The sequence below is a fragment of the Pseudomonas sp. Leaf48 genome (assembly GCF_001421885.1).
GTDB lineage: Bacteria > Pseudomonadota > Gammaproteobacteria > Pseudomonadales > Pseudomonadaceae > Aquipseudomonas.
In genome coordinates this window covers 135386-153353 of sequence record NZ_LMLH01000029.1, presented here as the reverse complement: position 1 = coordinate 153353, position 17968 = coordinate 135386, and the positions used below count along the sequence as shown (strand labels likewise).

Here is a 17968-nt window from a genome sequence, read left to right as displayed (position 1 = left end):
AGGCGCAGTTCTTAGAACTGCGCTGCATCCAGTTGATAGAGGCAGTCGCTGCCGGCCTTGGCCGATGCGCTCAACGAGTGAATGCGCGGCAGCAGGCGGGCGAAGTAGAAGCGCGCAGTGGCCAGCTTGCTGGTGTAGAAGTCGTCTTCGCCTTGCTTGTCCTTGGCCGCCTTGGCCATCAGTGCCCACATGTAGGCATAGGCGGTGTAGCCGAACACTTGCAGGTACTCGACCGAGGCCGCACCGATTTCATTCGGGTTCTGTTGAGCGCGGTCCAGCAGCCATGCGGTCAGGTCGTCGAGGGTGTCGACGGCGGCATTCAACGGCTGGATGAACTCAGCGAGGTCGGCGCTGGCGCCGGCGGTGAAATCGCGAATCTCGGTGGCGAACAGGCGATACAGTGCGCCGCCGCTGCCGACGATCTTGCGCCCGGCCAGGTCCAGGGACTGGATGCCGTTGGTGCCTTCGTAGATCTGGGTGATGCGCACATCACGCACCAGTTGCTCCTGGCCCCACTCGCGGATAAAGCCGTGGCCACCGAACACCTGCTGGCCGTGGATGGTGGTTTCCAGACCCATGTCGGTGAGGAACGCCTTGGCCACCGGGGTCAGCAGCGCTACCAGTTCTTGCGCGCGGGTACGGGCTGCGGCGTCTTCGCTGTACTTGGCGATGTCCAGTTGCAGGGCCACGTAGCTGGAGAATGCACGACCGCCTTCGTTCAAGGCTTTCATGGTCAACAGCATGCGACGTACGTCCGGGTGGACGATGATCGGGTCGGCGGACTTGTCCTTGTTCTGCGCTCCGGTCGGCGCACGGCTTTGCAGGCGGTCACGGGCGTAGGCCACGGCGTTCTGGTAGGAACGCTCGCCTTGCGCCAGACCCTGGATGCCAACACCCAGACGCTCGTAGTTCATCATGGTGAACATCGCCGCCAGGCCCTTGTTCGGCGCATCGACGATCCAGCCGGTGGCGCCGTCGAAGTTCATCACGCAGGTAGCGGAGGCCTTGATGCCCATCTTGTGTTCGATCGAACCGCAGGACAGCGCGTTGCGCTCGCCCAGGGAACCGTCGGCATTGACCAGCACCTTGGGCACCAGGAACAGCGAGATACCTTTAGGCCCGGCCGGTGCGTCCGGCAGGCGTGCCAGCACCAGGTGGATGATGTTCTCGGTCAGGTCGTGCTCGCCACCGGTGATGAAGATCTTGCTGCCGCTGATCGCGTAGCTGCCGTCGGCCTGGGGTTCGGCCTTGGTGCGGATCAGCCCCAGGTCGGTACCGGCGTGGGCTTCGGTCAGGCACATCGAACCGGTCCAGGTGCCGGCGTACATGTTCGGCAGGTAGGCGGCCTTGAGCTCTTCGCTGGCGTGCGCCTTGATCGACAGGCAGGCGCCCGCCGTCAGCATCGGGTACAGACCGAAGGACAGGCTGGCCGAGTTGACCATTTCCTCGACCTGCGCCGAAATGGCCTTGGGCATGCCCATGCCACCAAACTCCGGATCACCACCCACACCCACCCAGCCGCCTTCGGCGAAGGCCTGGTAGGCCGCGGCAAAACCGTCCGGCGCAGACACAGCGCCATTGCTCCAGGTGCAGCCTTGCTCATCGCTGCTGCGGTTCAGCGGGGCAATCACTTCACCAGTGATTTTCCCTGCTTCTTCAAGGATAGCGGCAGCCGTTTCTTCGTCGATCACATCGGCCAGGCCAGGCAACTCGGCCCACAGACGGGATACGTCAAAAACCTCGTTGAGGACGAAGCGCATGTCGCGCAATGGAGCTTTGTATTCAGACATCGTTACTTACTCGGAAATTGTCATGGCATTGGTAACGCCGGGACGTTGAGACATTTCGGTGTTATCGGCTGGTTCGTCTGCGTCATCTACATCAGGCATCGGCACACGTTCGCGCAGCAGGAAGTACGACAGCGCCGGAATCAGGATCAGCGCACCGAGCATGTTCCACAGGAACATGAAGGTCAGCAGGATGCCCATGTCGGCCTGGAACTTGATCGGCGACCAGACCCAGCACACCACACCGGCAGCCAGGGTGATGCCGACCAGACCAACCACGCGGCCGGTGAACGACACCGCATTGCGGTAGGCCTGGGACAGCGGCATGCCCTGGCGCTGGAAGTGCAATTGCACGCTGAGCAGGTACAAGGCGTAGTCCACCCCGATACCCACCCCCAGGGCGATTACCGGCAACGTTGCCACTTTCACGCCGATGCCCATGGCCACCATCAAGGCTTCGCAGAGGATCGAGGTCAGCACCAGCGGCAGCAATGCCACCAGGGTCGCCCGCCAGCTGCGGAAGGTGATCAGGCAGAACAGCGTCACCGCCGCATACACGTAAAGCAGCATGGTGTGGTTGGCTTCGCGCACCACGATGTTGGTCGCGGCCTCGATGCCGGCGCTGCCGGCGGCGAGCAGGAACTGGCGATCCTCGGTGCTGTTTTCCTTGGCGAACTTGTCGGCAATCGCCACCACGGCATCCAGGGTTTCAGCCTTGTGATCCTTGAGGAAGGCGATTACCGGCATCAGCGAGCAGTTGTTGTTGAACAGCTCCGGCGAGTTGACCGAGGCTTGCTGGGCGGCGTAGTTCAACACGTCCTGGTTGCGCTGGATGCTGTTGAGCTTGGGGTTGCCTTCGTAGGTACCGGCAGTGATCTGGCGCACAGCGTTGACCAGCGAGGAGGTCGCCTGCACGCCCGGGTACTGCTGCAGCTCCCAGGCCAGGCGGTCGGCCAGGACCAGGGTCTTGTAGTTCAGGCAGCCTTCCGGGGCGGTCTTGATCATCACCGCGAACAGGTCGCTGGACAGTGCGTAGTGGCTGGTGATGTAGGCGTTATCGATGTTGTAACGCGAGTCGGCGCGCAACTCCGGCGCACCGCTTTCCAGGTCGCCGATTTTCAACTGCAGGCTGACCATGAAGCCGCCGATGCCCATCAGCAACGCGACCAGTACCGCACCGATGGCCCACTTGCGCGTGGTGAAGCGATCGAGCATCGCCCACAGTTTGCCAAAGCCTTTGTTGCGTTCGGCACGGTTGTCGATTTTCAGCGCGCGCTCCGCCGCCTTGGCGCCAACACCGACGTAGGACAGCGCCACCGGCATCAGCAGCAGCGAGGTGAAGATCAATACCGCGACACCGATACTGGCGGTGATCGCCAGGTCCTGGATCACCGGGATGTCGATCAGCATCAGCACGGCAAAACCCACCGCATCGGCGAGCAAGGCGGTCACACCGGCAATGAACAGACGGCGGAAGGTGTAGCGCGCAGCGATCAGCTTGTGGGTGCCGCGGGCGATGTCCTGCATGATGCCGTTCATCTTCTGCGCGGCGTGGGACACACCGATGGCGAAGATCAGGAACGGCACCAGTACCGAGTACGGGTCGATGGCGTAGCCCAGCCAGGCGACGATGCCCAGTTGCCAGACCACCGCGATCAGCGAGCAGCCGACCACCAGCATCGTGCTGCGCACGCAACGGGTGTAGGCGTAGATGATGATCAGCGAGGTGATCACGGCCAGGCCGAAGAACATCATCACCTGGATCAGGCCGTCGATCAGGTCGCCCATCAGCTTGGCGAAACCGATCACCCGCACCTTGTACTTGCCCTTGCCCTCTTCCCCGGATTTACGCGCGGCGCTGTCGCCGGCATATTCGATCTTGTCGCGCAATTGCTCTTCGAGCATCTGCGAAAAGGCGTGGTAGTCGATGCGCTGGCCGCCCGCAGCAGCTTTATCGAGCAGCGGCACGATGAGCATGCTCGACTTGAAGTCGCTGGCCACCAGGCTGCCGACGATGCCGGCGCGGGAGATGTTCTGGCGCAGTTGTTCGATCTGTTCCGGCTGCCCCGAGTAGGTGTCGGGCATTACCGGGCCACCCTGGAAGCCTTGCTCGGTGACTTCGGTCCAGCGTACTGCCGGGCTCCACAGCGACTTCATCCAGGCGCGGTCGACACCTTCGGTGAGGAACAACTGGTCGTTGACCTGCTTGAGCACGTCCAGGTACTCGGGGTCGAAGATATCGCCCTGGGTGTTTTCCACCACCACCCGCACCGAGTTGCCCAGGCCGCGCAAGGACGCGCGGTTCTCGAGGAAATTCTGGATGTACGGCTGGCTCTGCGGAATCATTTTTTCGAAGCTTGGACGCAGCTCCAGGCGGGTCACCGCCATGAAGCCCAACACCACGGTGGCCAGCGCCATCAGCAGCATGAACAGCGGGCGGAAGTTGAACACCAGGCGTTCCAGGCGATTGCCGGAGTTCTGGTCGAAATCGCGCAGGTCGCGGATCACCGGCATGGCTTCTTGTTTTATGTTGCCCATGACTGGGTTCTCGCTCTTAGGGTTCGAGGTCTGGATCGACGGACAGCGCCTGGACGCCACGGCTGCCTGCCACCACCAGTGCGCCAGCAGCGGACTGCGTTGCGCCGGCTATGGGGGTCGGTGCCGGTTTGCGCACCAGGTGCAACTGCTCGCCGCTGCCTTGGCTGACCAGCATCTGCCCACCCTGGGTGAACAAGCGGTACTTGCCGCTGGCGTCGACCAGGCCGGAGGTAATGCTGACGTGCAGGCCAGTATCCAGTGCGGTCCAGCTTTGGCCGCCATCGGTGCTGCGCAGCACGTTGCCGCGCAAACCGTACACCAGCACTTCGCCCGGCTTGCCGAGCACGCCGAAGAAGCTGCCTTGATACGGTGTTTCCAGGACGGTGAAGCGCTGCGCGCTCTCGTCCCATTTGAGTAGCAGGCCCTGCTCGCCGGCGATGTACAAAGCGTCGCCGGTGGAGGCAATGGCGTTGAGATGGAAACCCTGTGGGTTGTCGGTGCGGTCCTGGAACGGGGTCCAGGTCTGGCCGCCATCCTCGGTGCGCAGGATCAGGTTGAACACGCCCACCACATAGCCGAGCTTGTCGTTGGCGAACCACACGTCGAGCAGCGGTTTGTCGGCGCCCTGTTCAACCAGGCGCTGGCCTTCGGCGACCAGGTTGGGCCACGTTTCGTTGTCCGGTTCGGCAGTGGCCAAAGCGGAATAATGTTTGATCAGCAAATCGCCGATCTGACGGCCATCGAGCTGCTTGGCCCAGGTCGCGCCGGCATCGCTGCTGTGCAGCACCACGCCGTCGTTGCCCACTGCCCAGCCTTGGGTAGCCGTTGGAAAACTCACCGCCGTAAGGTCGGCGCTGACTGGCACAACGGCCTGTTGCCATTGCTTGCCGGAATCGTCGGAAAACAGGATGTGACCGCGCTGGCCAACCACCACCACGCGTTCGCCCGCACGGGCTACGCCGGACAGCGGGCTTTTACCCGCCAGGGCGCTGACCTTGGCTGGCAGATCCAGGACGTCGACATAATCGGCGGCCTGGGCGGCACCCTGCAGCAGGCAGAGCACAACACCGAGGGTCAGTTGCACAATATTATTTTTATACGAACACATACTGCGTCCTCTTCAAAACTGCTTCGCCTTTCTGTAGGAGCGAGCATGCTCGCGATGGTCGTCAACGATGACGCGGGATGTCTGGCTCCCCGCGGGGATCTTGCGTGCATCGCGAGCATGCTCGCCCCTACAGGTCCGTCGCCTTTCTGTAGGAGCGAGCATGCTCGCGATAGACGTTAACGATGACGCGGGATATCTGGCTCCCCGCGGTGATCTTGCGTTCATCGCGAGGAGACTTGTTCCTACAATTGAGCTTGCTTAGCGAATGCCGGCGCCCGCCAGGGATTCCGACGACCACTGAGCCTTGGAGAGCGGATCGATGTACTGGATGCCGCCGTACGGGCCGACTACACCGTTGATGTTGTAGGAACCGCCCACCAGGTCATAGATCATGAACGGCGTGGCGTCCGGTACCTGCTTGTCATAGCTCTGGCTGAGGAAGGCGAACGAACCACGGTACAGCTGACCACGGGCGTCATACTGATCCGAGGCCAAAGCGCTCCAGCTGTCTTCGTCGAGGTAGAAGCGGCGCTTCTGGTAGATGTGACGAGCGCCAGCCTTCAGATTACCCTCGACTACCCATACGCGGTGTTTCTCCCAGCGCACGAACTCCGGAGCCAGGTGGTTCGGCGTCGTGATCGACTTCGGGTCCTGGACGTAGGTCAGCTTGTAGGTGTTGTAAGGCACGTACATTTCCTGCTTGCCGACCACCTTCCAGTCGTAGCGATCCAGCGCACCGTTGAACACGAAAGCGTCGTCATAGGTGCCCGCGCCGGCGGTGCCTGGGTTAGGCGTGTCGTAGGCCAGGTTCGGTGCCAGCTTGACGCGGCGCTGGCCCGGCAGGTACTGCCAGGCGCGACGTGGCTGTTGCAGCGGGTTGGCGGCGTCCTTGAGCATCATCGCTTCGCCGGCCCGGCGTGCAGGACCGGTGTAAGCCAGCTTCATCTGGTAGTACACATCGGAGCCGCTGATCGGCTGCGACAGGTTCTCGTAGATCGGATAGGAGATGAACGCCTGCCCGGTAGTGGCCAGGCTCGCAACGCCGGCGGAGTCAACGTTCCAGGAGTCGTACTTGGAGCTCATGCTCACACCCTGGTAACGCAACAGGAAGTTCCACATGGCTTCGTTACCCGACTGAGGAATCGGGAACGGCACACCAGGCAACACGTTGTCGATGGCCAGGCCACCTTCCAGTGCCTTGGCACCGGTGGCGTTTTTCACGCCATTGTCCAGCACCGCCTTAGGCAGCGAGACGGTACGGTGAGTCGGGTATACGTTGACGTGGAAGCTGGGGAAACGCTTGGCCAGCTCCACGGTGGTGGCGGTGAGCATGCCCTTGTACTGATCGACGTTCTTGCCGTCGATCACCAGCACTGGCTTCTCGTTCACAAAAGGATCCGGACGCATGCTGTCACCGGCCTTGAAACTGGCAGGCGGGGTGGTCAGGCCACCGTCGTAGGCAGGGATGGAGCCATCGGCATTGCCGGCTTTTTCAGCGCCGACCAGGGTCAGGCTGGTGCCCAGCTTGGCGGCTTCCTGAGCCGATACAGCGGCCTGTGCCTGGCCGGCGAGGATCATCGCCAGCGAAGCGGCCAACACGGTTTGTGCAAATTTCATCTTGTTATTCTCCTGCTTACATTAAGTAAGAAGTGGTGCATCAAAAGGTGGTTTTCATCGTCAGGTAAACAGCGCCACGGTCTTCAGTCGTAGCACCACCACCGGAGAAGGCTGAGTAGCCACCGGCGTAGCAGGCGTAGTTTTCGTTGCCGCTGAAGGCGTTGGGTGTCGAGCCGTCACCACCAGTTGGTCCGGTGCTCACACCACTGTTGTTGCACTTGTCGGCCTTGCCGAAGGCGTCCACGTACTTCAGGTCGACAAAGTATTTGTTGTACACAACGGCACCCATGCCGACTGCGTAGTTACCGGTGTCCTTGGCACCGCCACCGGAGACCGGCGACACACCATCAAGACCGATGTTGATCGACATCGGGGCGTTGAGGTCGACACCCGGGAATACCTGGTACCAGGTCGGTGTGAAGTTAAGTGCCAGGCCCCAGTTGTCGCGGGTCGCCTTGTCGATGCCGCGATAGGTATCCTTGCCTTTGTAGAGCGCCTCGTTTTTGCTATCGAGCTTGAGCAGGTTGCTGTAGTACAGCTCTGCGAGCACAGTCGCCGAGTCAAACACAGGCGTTTTCGGCAGGGTCATCAGACCGTTGAGCGTCCAGTGCAAGGTGTCGCCGGTGGCGGCCATGCTGTCGCCATCTTTGGGCGTGTCGTAAATCACACCGGTGGCGGCGGTACGTGCCGGCAACAAGCCAAGCCCTCTGCCCAGACCCAACGGACTGGTGCTGCTGACAATCGCCGGAATACTGGCCAGCGGCATGTTGTGACGAACGTTCAGGTCCGAACCCACGCTCACCCCGCCCACATCCTTGGACAGGCTCAGGCCGACGATCTTGATGTCGTCAGCATAGGCCATCTGGTAGGTGGCGGTGTTCAGCGAGTTGAGGATGTTGACCACGCCTGGCACTGCGCCTGCCGGCGGGGTGCCGTTGGCGCTGGCCGACGTGACGCCGCGGGCATCCAGCCAGGCTTGCGGCAGGATTTCCGATGTTTCGCGGTAGTAGACGCCGAGGGTGCCGTCCAGCCAGGCTGGCGACCACTTGGCCATGACGCCCCAGTCGCCGCGCTTGTCCGGCGTCAGGTCATTGCCGCGACGGACGTTGGTCAGCGCGTTGCACGGGGCCACGCCACAACCCAGCGGGCTGCCCGGAACGATGCCGTTGGTGTTGCCCAGCAGGAACGACTGCGCGCCGGTGCCCACCAGGTCGGAACCGCCGTAATAGGTGCCAGCTTCCGGCAGGCGCGCGGCATCCCAGTCGAGGAAGTACTGGGCGCCAATGGTCAGCTCTGGATTGACGGTGAAGGTCGTCGACAGCTGGTTGCGCGGTACGAACAGTTCCTTGGCTTCAGTACCCGGTGACGCGGCCAGCTTGGCCAGGTCGAGGCCGGACTGGCCGTAGCTGATCGAGTGCACCGGGTTGAGAATGGTCTCGCCCCAGAACACGTTGTGCTGGCCGGCCTTGAAGCTCAGCAGCGACTCTTCGCCCACTTCCGTGCTGTAGAACACGAAGGCGTCGAGGATTTCGCCGGACGGGCCGGTGTAATAACGCTGGGCATAGTTGCTCAGGTGCGAGCTGCCGTTACCGACGTTGTCATTGACGACCCCGGCCAGACGTGGATCGTTGGCGACCAGGCCCGAGCGTGCATCGTTGCCGTTGACGAACGGGTTGGAGTTGGAGCCGGTGTTCTCGTAGGCCTTGTCGTACCAGGTGGCAGCACTGACGCGAAAGCCCATGCTGTTCTTGTAGACCACATCCATCTCGGTCAACAGGTCGATACGGTTGGTGATGTTGGTGCCGGCCTTGCGGAAGTTGTAGTCGCCGTCGTTGTTGTTCGGCGATGCCAACATGCGTTTGTCGGCACTTTCGGTGCGCACGCCGTAGTTGTACTTGACGGTGTTGTCCAGACGCGCAGTCCAGTCCGGGTTGCCGGTGTCGATTTCTACCCCATGAGCGAGCGGCATGTACGCCGCCATAATGGCCGAAGCCAGCACGGTGTAACGGGCCGCAGTGAAGCCATGACTCTTATTGTTGTGCGTGTTGTGCATTGCGTTGTCTCCGCCATTTTTTTTGTTTTAAGCGCAGCTGCCCTCCCGCAATCCCATCGGGACTGCGCTTTCAGGAGCGAGGGCAAAACGCCGGCTGGCAAGGGGCCAGACCGGCTCCTGTACTAGCGGTCCAGCTCCAGAATGAGCTCTTCAGCCTGGGGCCAGGGGCCAAATCCTGCAGCCGGATTGAGATGGCCGACGTCACCCAGATTGAGCAACTCGGCGCCCCAGCATTTAGCCAGGTCAGTGGCAGCATCCAGGCTGGCCAGGTAATCGTTGGTACTTGCGGCCACGATGCTGCGAAACGGCAGCGGGGCTTTAGGAAGAGGGTCCCAACCGCTGCTGCGCAGGGTTTCAGGGGAAGGGTAGTTTGCCGGCCAACTGGCATCCAGATCCGGTGGTGCGGCCAGCAGGGCGCCCTTGATCGGGCGGCTGAAGTGCGCAGCCCAGTGGGCGACCATCAATACGCCGGCACTGTGGGCGACCAGAATCACCGGACCGTCGATTTGTTCGAGTTCGTGCTGGATCGCCCGCACACGCGCCATGCAATCGAGCTTGTCGGTTTCCAGTGGCGGAACACTGCGTACCTTGCTCAGCCTGGCTTCAAGCAACGTCTGCCAATGTTCGGCAACGTGCTCGCGCAGACCGGGTACGATCAGAACGGTGGCAGCGGTTTGCAGTTTGTCCACGTCAATACCTTTCGCTTTCTCGATAACTCGACTGGCTCTTTTGCCAGGGGCTTTTTGTAGTGTCGACATTAAAGAGCGGCCACCCCTGGCGCTTTACATTGGACGTCAGGCACTTTTCTTTTGATGACAAATTGTCGGACACTTGTCGCCCGCGACCACCGGTCAAAAAAACCGCTGGTGCGTGACAAGCCGCTGTAATCAATGGATCAAGCACCCTTGAAGCAGCAGCGTAGACGATTCGGAGCACTCAGGCGTGCGCGCGTTGGACCATTTCACAACTGTTCAATCGCCAAAGCGCTGGATATAGTCGCCACACTTATAACTACAATTACGCCAACCATATTGGCCAAGGAAAGACCTTCGCATGACCAAGCTTGTTCGCGCCGCCGTCTTGACCAACTACCTGGAGGTTACCCAGTACCTGGGGTTCAACCCCCGTGAGGTATTGGCCGGCGTTGGCCTGAGCAGGGCCCAGTTGATGGCACCTGAAACGCGCATCCCCATCGATACCGCGGTGCGCCTGCTGGAAGACTCGGCTGTCGCCAGCGGCTGCCAGAGCTTTGGCCTGAACATGGCCGAATCGCGTCAACTGTCGGACTTCGGGGTGGTCAGCCTGCTGCTGAGCCATCAGCGAAGCCTGCGCGACGCCTTGCAGGTGGTGCTGCATTATCGGCACCTGATGAACAATTCTTTAGCCATTTTCGTTGAAGAAGCCGGCAAGATGGTGATCATTCGCGAAGAAGTGGTCACCGACTCTTCAATGCCCAGCCGCCAGGCTACGGAGCTGGCCATCGGCGTGATGTTCCGCCTCTGTGCCGCGCTGCTGGGCAGCCACTGGCACCCCTACAGCGTCAACTTCATGCATCAGGCTCCCGACAACCTTCAGCTACATCGCCGCCTGTTTCACTGCAACCTGGAGTTCGGCAGCGAGTTCAATGGCATTGTCTGCCCCAATACCAGTCTCGACATGGCCAACCCCCATGCCGACCCGGCCATGGCGCGCTACGCCCAGAGCTACCTCGACTCGCTGCAGGGCGAGGAAAACACCTCAATGCTGTTTGAGGTGCGCAAGGCCATCTACCTGCTGCTGCCCATGGGGCGTGCGACCATCGAACAGATTGCCCAGAGCCAGGGCATGAACGTGCGCACCCTGCAACGCAGGCTCAAGGACGACGGCTGCGCCTTCAACGACGTGATCAACGACGTGCGCCGCGACCTGGTGCTGCGCTATCTGGAAAACCCGAGCTACCCGCTCAGTCGCATCGCCGACATGCTCGGCTACTCCATGGCCAGCTCCTTCACCCGCTGGTTCATCAACCAGTTCGGCATGCCGCCGGCGGTTTGGCGCAGTACGCACAAACCGGGCGTTGTGAGGTTTCAGGCAGACGCGGCAGATCCCGACCCGGAACAACCCCTGTAGGAGCGAGCACGCTCGCGATGGTCGTCAACGATAACGCAGGCTTTCTGGATGCCCGCGACGCGCTCGGTTTTTTTCGCGAGCGTGCTCGCTCCTATAGGTTTTGCGCTTTTCCCGCTTGCACCATCCGGCGTCATATTTGCAGCAACCGCTAATTCACCCTTCTTGTCCCTGTGTTTCCCGGGGCTGCGTAACGAACTCGCAAAAAAAAACGGCGACTGCTGGTACAGTCGCCGCAAAGGCCGGTGTTTGTGACACCGGCCAAGAGCTTCACTGCGACGAGGAGTCAGTCAAGTGAAGCCCTGCCATCAGGTGTATTACCGTCGAGCTCTCAAGCACCCCAGTGCAGCAACAGCAGCACCAGCAGTACCAGGAACACCGTCTCCCCTACCATCAACAGGATCGGCTTGATTCCGACCGCCGCCAGTTCCTTGAGGCGGGTCTTCATGCCCAGGGCACTGATGGAAATCACCAGGCACCAGCGCGACAACTCATTGACCCCGCCCTGCACTGCCGGAGCGATCCAGCCCGTGCTGTTGATGCACGCCAGGATCAGGAATCCAACGGCGAACCACGGCAGCAGCGGCGGACGCTTGCCAGTCGGGTCGGCGCCTTGCATCCGGGTAATCATGGCCGCGGTGACGATCACCGGCAGCAGCATGGCGACACGCATCAGCTTGACCACGGTGGCCGTGTCACCGGTCTCGGTCGACATGCTGTAACCGGCGCCGACTACCTGGGCGACGTCGTGGATGGTGGCCCCGAGGAACACCCCGGCCAGCTGCGGCGACAGCGAAAAATAGTTGGCGATCATCGGGTACACGATCATCGCCAGGGTCGACAGTGCCGACACCCCGATCACCGTGAACAAGGTCGCGCGCTCTTTCTGCGGATGGTTAGGCAAAGCCGCTGCCAGCGCCAACGCCGCCGAAGCGCCACAGATCGCAGTCGCACCGCCGGTGAGCATGCCGAACAGACGCGAGAAGCCCAGGAACTTGGCCGCGATCACCGAGACACTGATAGTCACCACCACCAGAATCACCACCAGCGCTACCGGCTTCCAGCCCAGTGCCGCCATCTGCTCAAGGGTGATGCGCATGCCCAGCAGGGCTACGCCAATGCGCAGTACCGTACGGGCAGTGAATTCGATGCCGGCCTTGCAAGGGCCTTCAGACGCCAGGAAGTTCAGCGCCATGCCCAGCAGCAAGGCAAACAGCATGACCGGCGCACCGTAGTGCTCGGACAAAAACGAAGCGGCAGCCGCAACGATCAGGCTGACGATAAAACCCGGCGCCAATTCGCGCGTGCGGGCATGGAGACGGGTGAGAGCGATGGCGCTCATGGCGCGGACTCCTCGGTAACGATGACGATAAACGCCTGGCCGTCGATGATCTCGACCGGGTAGTTAGCGACTTTCAGCTGGGTGGAATTGAGCAGATAGCCGCTCTGCAGATTGAAACGCAGGCCGTGGGCACAACATTGAATCACCCGGCCTTCAAGGCGACCGCCACACAGCGAGGCACCTTGATGGGGACAGCTGTCATCGATGGCGAACAGCTCGCCATCGACATTGAACAGTGCGAGGCTTTTGTCCTCGAACTCGAATAACGCACGGCCACCGACCTGCGGATGCTTGCTGGCAGGAACGGGAATACGTCTGCTCATGCCGGATTCCGCTTGCGTTCACTGTCGCGCAAGGCTTCGCCCATAGCCGCGAGCAATGCCTCGGCAGGCTGTGCGCCGACGACTTGCAGGCGCCCGTCGAACTGAAAACTCGGCACGCCACTGGCAGCAGCCGGATGACTGTCATAAGGGCTGGCATCGCCCAGCAGGCAGTCAGCCACGGTGTCTGCGTCAACACCGCACGAGCGGGCAATGGCGATCAGGGTTTCACGGCAACCCAGATCCTCGCCGTTGTGGAAATACGCTTCAAACAGTCGCTCGATCAATGCGTCACACTGGGCGGCAGTGCCCTGCGCGTTGACCCGCTCCAGCAGACGATGAGCGTCTGCTGTGTTGGGCATCGTCTTGATACGACTGAAGTCGATGGACACCCCGACAGCACTTGCGGCCATTTTCACCTGAGCCTGGCGCATGCTGACAGCATCGGCACTGCCCAGGCGCTTGAGGTAAAAGTCGGCAAAGGGTTCGCCTTGTGCCGGCATGTGCGGCAGCAATTGCACCCCGTGCCACACGGTGGTGATCTGCACGTCCGGCTGGCTGCTGCGCAACATTTCTTGCGCACGCTCCAGCTGGCGCTTGCCGATCAGGCACCAGGGGCAAATGAAATCGATAAACACATCTATACGTAAACTACCGCTCACAACTTCACCTCTAACGCGGCGCCACTGACGGAGTCAGTGACGCTCTCACCCTTTAATCGGGCGATATCTTTTTGGTAATGACACTTGGCATAAAAGAACACGGCCGCTGCCGCAATGCTGATCAGGGGAACCACTTGAAACGCCGCGTGCAGGCCGATCAGGTCGGACAAGCGACCAGTGATGAACGGACCAGGCGCCAGGCCCAGCAAGTTGTTGGCCAGAGTCAGGGTAGCGAACGCCGTACCATGCACCGAGTAATGGGTCAGGTTGGCGACCATCGCCCCGCAAGGACCAGTGGTACCCGCGGCAATCAGCATGCCCAGACAGATCAAGCCCAGTTGCGCAGGCCCCGCCGGCAAGGCGAATGCCGCCGACAGCAGCAGGCAACTGCCCAGACAGAAAGCAATGGCCAGGCTGACCTTGCGCTCCGGCGAGTGACGGCACAGGCGGTCGCTGAGCATGCCGCACAGGATCATCCCGGCGCCGCTGCACAACACGATGATTGCGGCGATACCGCCCGCCTTGCCCGTAGGCATGTCGTAATAACGGTTGAGATAGCTCGGAATCCACACGATCACCGTGCCACCCACAAACAGCTGCAAACCGCTGCCGACGTAAGTCGCAATCACTGAACGGCTGGACCACAGCGTGCTCAGCGGACGCTTGACCGCTGCCACCTTGTCCATCGCCCGGGCAGCACGCTGCGGAGCAATGCGCGCTTCCTTGACGATGATCGGGTAAAGCACCGCCAGGCACAGGCCAAACAGCGCCATGCCGGCAAACGACCAGCGCCAGCCCAGCTTGGCAGCAATAGCGCCGCCCAGGGCCATGCCCAGTACCGAGCCGAACATGCCACCGGCCATGAACGCACTGGCGAGGGTGGCGCGCATGTGCTTCGGAAACACCGAAATCACTACCGCGATACCCACGCTGCCGTAGGCAGCTTCGCCCACGCCGACCATGAAGCGGGCGATGAACATTTGCTGGTAGTCCTGCGCCAGGGCGCAGCCCAGGGTGGCCACACTCCACAGCATCGCCATCAGCGCCAGGCTCTTGACCCGACCGAAACGGTCGGCCATCAGCGACAGCGGGAAGGTCAGCAGGCCGACCATCAGGGCGACGATGCCACTGAGCAGACCAAGCTGACTGTCACTCAGTGCCCACTCGCTCTTGAGCAGCGGGAACACCGCGTTCAGCACCTGGCGTGACATGTAATCGGAAATCAACAGACCGAACGTCAGTGCAAAGACTATCCAGGCATACTTACGCGCTACGGTGACACAACCGGAGTCGTCATCGTCTGCGGCGATCGGTGTAAAGGCCATGGGGCCTCCTCAAGCTTTATTTATTGTTGTTATCCAGCGTATTACTTTTGCAGCGAACGGGAGGTCGTCGACCTCCCGTCCTCGCTACCGGTCAGCCGCGTTGCGGCACACCTTTCTGCCCAGCCTTGCGGTTGGGGGCCATGCCGTTGGCCAACAGGGTTTCTTCGATGGAGTTGTACTTCTCGCCGATGCGATAGATCGCACGGGCTTCTTTACCATTGGCGATTTCGCGACCCAGCTCGTGAGCGATGCGCACGGTCTGCTTGATCTGCGCCACCGAGCCGAAACGAGCGCCCTTATGGTCAATGATAGTGTCTTCATTGCCTACGCGCGGGTGCAGACCCATGGACATCGCCATGGTGTTGAACGGCAGCACGTTCTTGAGCAGCGATTCGGAGGTCAAGGTGCAACCGTTCGGAACGCGGTGGATGAAGTTGAAGAAGTTGAACGGGTTCGGACCGTCGAAACCGCCGCCGATGCCGATCCAGGTCAGGTTCATCGGACCCTTGTAGAGGCCTTTGCGTACCAGGCGCTCAAGGGTTTCCAGGGCATGGATGCCGGTCAGCTGGAAGTGCGGCTGGATGTCGTTGTCCATCAGGCGCTTGAGGTGCTCGATCACCCAGGCCGGGCCGGCTGGCACGGTCATTTCGCTGTAGGCCGCCTGGAAGGCAGGGTTGGCCAGGGAAGTACCTTCCAGGTATTCCGGATACAGCAGTTCCATGATGTTCATCTGGGTGGTGTTGATCGCCACCGTGACCTGATCCGGTTTCGGGGTCAGCTCGGCCAGCATGTGGCGGGTGTCATCGGACAGCCACTTGGCGGCTTCGCCATCGCTTTCTGGAGCGAAGGAAATCGAACCACCGACCTGAATGATCATGTCCGGCACTGCTGCACGCACACCGGCGATCAGCTCGTTGAACTTGGACAGACGTTTGGAACCCTTGCCGTCCAGTTCACGCACGTGCAAGTGCAGAACGGTGGCGCCGGCGTCATAGCACTCGACCGCTTTCTGGATTTGTTCATCCATGGTCAGCGGGATGTCTTCAGGGAAGTCTTCTGGCATCCACTCCGGGCCGTACGGGGCCACGGTGATAACCACTTTCTCCATGTTTTCGGGGTGCAGGGAATCGTCGAAAAATTGCATGGATTACTCCTATTTTTATGATTGTCCGCCCGCCCGGGGATACCGGGCAGACGTGTAGTCGAATGCTATTGCTGAAGGGGCGATCAGAATGTCTTGTCGCCGATGATCCCGGCGCGTTCCATCTTGCGATGGCATGGCGGGTAATCCATGACGGCGTAGTGCTGGGTACTGCGGTTGTCCCAGATAGCGATGGAGTTAGGCTTCCAGCGCCAGCGCACTTGATATTCCGGGATGTAAGCCTGGCTGACCAGGTAACGCAGCAGCTCACCCGCACCCGGATTGGCATCCTGGCCGAACCGCACCCGATCAGGGGTGTGGTAGTTGCTGAAGTGAGTGGTGAAGGCGTTGACGAACAGCACCTTCTCCCCGGTTTCCGGATGGGTACGTACTACCGGGTGCTCGGCATCCGGGTACATCGCCTTGAGCGCCAGACGCTTTTCGATCGGCATGGCCGCACCAAAGCTCGCTTCGATACTGTGGCGGGCGCGCAGGTCGGCAATCTTCAGCTTCACGTCTTCCGGAAGGCGGGCATAAGCCTCGACCATGTTGGTCCACATGGTGTCGCCACCAACCGGTGGGCATTCGACGCAACGCAGCACACAACCCATTGGCGGCGCTTCGCGCCAGGTCGCATCGGTGTGCCAGGCGTTTTCGTAACGATCCATCGGCTGATCAGGGTTTTTGTAGATACGCACCAGACCCGGATGATCCGGATCGCTGCCAGCTACAGGGTGATCTTCCAGCTCGCCGAAACGACGGGCGAAGGCCACGTGATCGGCGCGGGAGATGTCCTGGTCGCGCAGGAATACCACGCGATGCTTGAGCAACTGGGCACGGATCTCGGCAAACAGACCGTCGTCATGTACCGCATCGGCCAGGTTGACGCCGATCAGTTCGGCGCCAATGCTGCAGGTCAATTGTTCGACTTTCATGGCTGGCAGCTCCTTAAACGACGAAAATCGACGAGCCGGTAGTCTTGCGAGACTCGAGATCGCGATGGGCTTGCACCGCGTCCTGCAACGCGTAGTGCTGGTTGATCTCGATCTTGATGCGGCCGCTGCCGACGTGGTCGAACAACTCGCCAGCCAGTTCGGCTTTTTCGGCCGGGTCGCTGATGTAGTTGGCCAGGGCCGGACGGGTCAGGAACAGCGAGCCTTTCATCGCCAGCATCACTGGGTCGAAGGCCGGGATCGGTCCGGACGCGGTACCCACGCAAACCATCAGGCCACGGGGTTTCAACGAATCCAGCGAACCCATGAAGGTGTTCTTGCCAACGCTGTCGAACACGACGTTGACGCCCACGCCATCGGTCATCTCGCGAACGCGAGCGGCGACGTCTTCATGGCTGTAATTGATCGTATGGTCGCAACCGTGAGCGCGGGCAATTTCAGCCTTCTGCTCGGTCGACACGGTGCCAATCACGTTCAGGCCGAGCAGCTTGGCCCACTGCGAAACGATCAGGCCAACACCGCCGGCGGCAGCGTGCAGCAAGATGGTGTCGCCAGCCTTGAAGTCGTAGATGCGACGCATCAGGTACGAAGACGTCAGGCCGCGCATGGTCATGGCAGCGGCGGTCTCGAAGCTGATGGTTTCAGGCAGCTTGATCAGCGGTGCGGCCGCGATCAGGCGCTCGGTGCTGTAGGCGCCGAGGGTATTGAGGAAACCGGTGTAGGTAACGCGGTCGCCGACCTCGACATTGGTAACACCTTCGCCGACGGCCTGGACTACGCCAGAAGCCTCGACGCCCATTCCGTTAGGCATCGGGATCGGATAGGTACCATTGCGGAAGTAGGTGTCGGCATAGTTCAGGCCCACAGCTACATGACGCAGACGGACCTGGCCAGGACCAGGATCGCCGACCTCGACGTCTTCATAACGTAGAACCTCGGGACCACCAGTTTCGTAAAAGCGTACGGCTTTGGCCATTTTTCTTGTTCTCCAATCTGCAATGTAGGCGTGCGGCATC

Annotated in this window: 14 protein-coding genes; 1 reads left to right on the top strand and 13 read right to left on the bottom strand. The window is 61.1% G+C overall.

Annotation, left to right across the window (positions count from 1 at the left end):
* Window positions 1-11 precede the first annotated feature (11 nt).
* The 6 genes from ASE98_RS20095 to ASE98_RS20070 all read right to left on the bottom strand — a co-directional run bounded on the left by ASE98_RS20095 (window position 12) and on the right by ASE98_RS20070 (window position 9792).
* Window positions 12-1790 (bottom strand): acyl-CoA dehydrogenase C-terminal domain-containing protein, encoded by a 1779-nt coding sequence (locus ASE98_RS20095; protein ID WP_060543078.1) that lies wholly within the window; start codon window positions 1788-1790, stop codon window positions 12-14.
* 6 nt (window positions 1791-1796) lie between these two features.
* Window positions 1797-4325: an efflux RND transporter permease subunit gene (locus ASE98_RS20090; protein WP_060543077.1), complete on the bottom strand. Its 2529-nt coding sequence runs from the start codon at window positions 4323-4325 to the stop codon at window positions 1797-1799.
* A 16-nt stretch (window positions 4326-4341) separates the two neighbouring features.
* Window positions 4342-5433, bottom strand: a complete 1092-nt coding sequence (locus ASE98_RS20085; RefSeq protein ID WP_060543076.1) for a WD40/YVTN/BNR-like repeat-containing protein — start codon at window positions 5431-5433, stop codon at window positions 4342-4344.
* Between the two features lie 258 nt (window positions 5434-5691).
* Window positions 5692-7050 carry a DUF1329 domain-containing protein gene (locus ASE98_RS20080; protein ID WP_060543075.1) on the bottom strand — a complete coding sequence of 453 codons (1359 nt, stop codon included), beginning with the start codon at window positions 7048-7050 and terminating at the stop codon, window positions 5692-5694.
* Between the two features lie 40 nt (window positions 7051-7090).
* On the bottom strand, window positions 7091-9103 hold the full coding sequence (locus tag ASE98_RS20075; protein WP_060543074.1) for a DUF1302 domain-containing protein: 2013 nt from the start codon (window positions 9101-9103) through the stop codon (window positions 7091-7093).
* A 122-nt stretch (window positions 9104-9225) separates the two neighbouring features.
* The gene (locus ASE98_RS20070) at window positions 9226-9792 is read right to left on the bottom strand and encodes an RBBP9/YdeN family alpha/beta hydrolase (protein WP_060543073.1); all 567 of its coding nucleotides are present in this window, start codon (window positions 9790-9792) and stop codon (window positions 9226-9228) included.
* A gap of 364 nt (window positions 9793-10156) precedes the next feature.
* Between ASE98_RS20070 and ASE98_RS20065 the strand changes: the two genes are divergently transcribed.
* Window positions 10157-11212: an AraC family transcriptional regulator gene (locus ASE98_RS20065; RefSeq protein ID WP_060543072.1), complete on the top strand. Its 1056-nt coding sequence runs from the start codon at window positions 10157-10159 to the stop codon at window positions 11210-11212.
* 328 nt (window positions 11213-11540) lie between these two features.
* On the opposite strand, the gene ASE98_RS20060 is transcribed toward ASE98_RS20065, so the two are convergent.
* The 7 genes from ASE98_RS20060 to ASE98_RS20030 all read right to left on the bottom strand — a co-directional run bounded on the left by ASE98_RS20060 (window position 11541) and on the right by ASE98_RS20030 (window position 17928).
* Window positions 11541-12551: a YeiH family protein gene (locus tag ASE98_RS20060; protein ID WP_060543071.1), complete on the bottom strand. Its 1011-nt coding sequence runs from the start codon at window positions 12549-12551 to the stop codon at window positions 11541-11543.
* Window positions 12548-12874: a Rieske (2Fe-2S) protein gene (locus ASE98_RS20055; RefSeq protein WP_060543070.1), complete on the bottom strand. Its 327-nt coding sequence runs from the start codon at window positions 12872-12874 to the stop codon at window positions 12548-12550. Before ASE98_RS20055 ends, ASE98_RS20060 begins: the two co-directional genes overlap by 4 nt.
* Entirely contained in the window at window positions 12871-13533 is a 663-nt protein-coding gene (locus tag ASE98_RS20050) for a DsbA family oxidoreductase (RefSeq protein ID WP_060543069.1), read from the bottom strand. The genes ASE98_RS20055 and ASE98_RS20050 overlap by 4 nt, the downstream gene beginning before the upstream one ends.
* On the bottom strand, window positions 13530-14858 hold the full coding sequence (locus ASE98_RS20045; RefSeq protein WP_060543068.1) for an MFS transporter: 1329 nt from the start codon (window positions 14856-14858) through the stop codon (window positions 13530-13532). The genes ASE98_RS20050 and ASE98_RS20045 overlap by 4 nt, the downstream gene beginning before the upstream one ends.
* 91 nt (window positions 14859-14949) lie before the next feature.
* Window positions 14950-16002: a 3-keto-5-aminohexanoate cleavage protein gene (locus tag ASE98_RS20040; protein WP_060543067.1), complete on the bottom strand. Its 1053-nt coding sequence runs from the start codon at window positions 16000-16002 to the stop codon at window positions 14950-14952.
* A gap of 83 nt (window positions 16003-16085) precedes the next feature.
* Entirely contained in the window at window positions 16086-16934 is an 849-nt protein-coding gene (locus ASE98_RS20035) for a TauD/TfdA dioxygenase family protein (RefSeq protein WP_060543066.1), read from the bottom strand.
* A 13-nt stretch (window positions 16935-16947) separates the two neighbouring features.
* Window positions 16948-17928 (bottom strand): quinone oxidoreductase family protein, encoded by a 981-nt coding sequence (locus tag ASE98_RS20030; RefSeq protein WP_060543065.1) that lies wholly within the window; start codon window positions 17926-17928, stop codon window positions 16948-16950.
* Window positions 17929-17968: the final 40 nt, after the last annotated feature.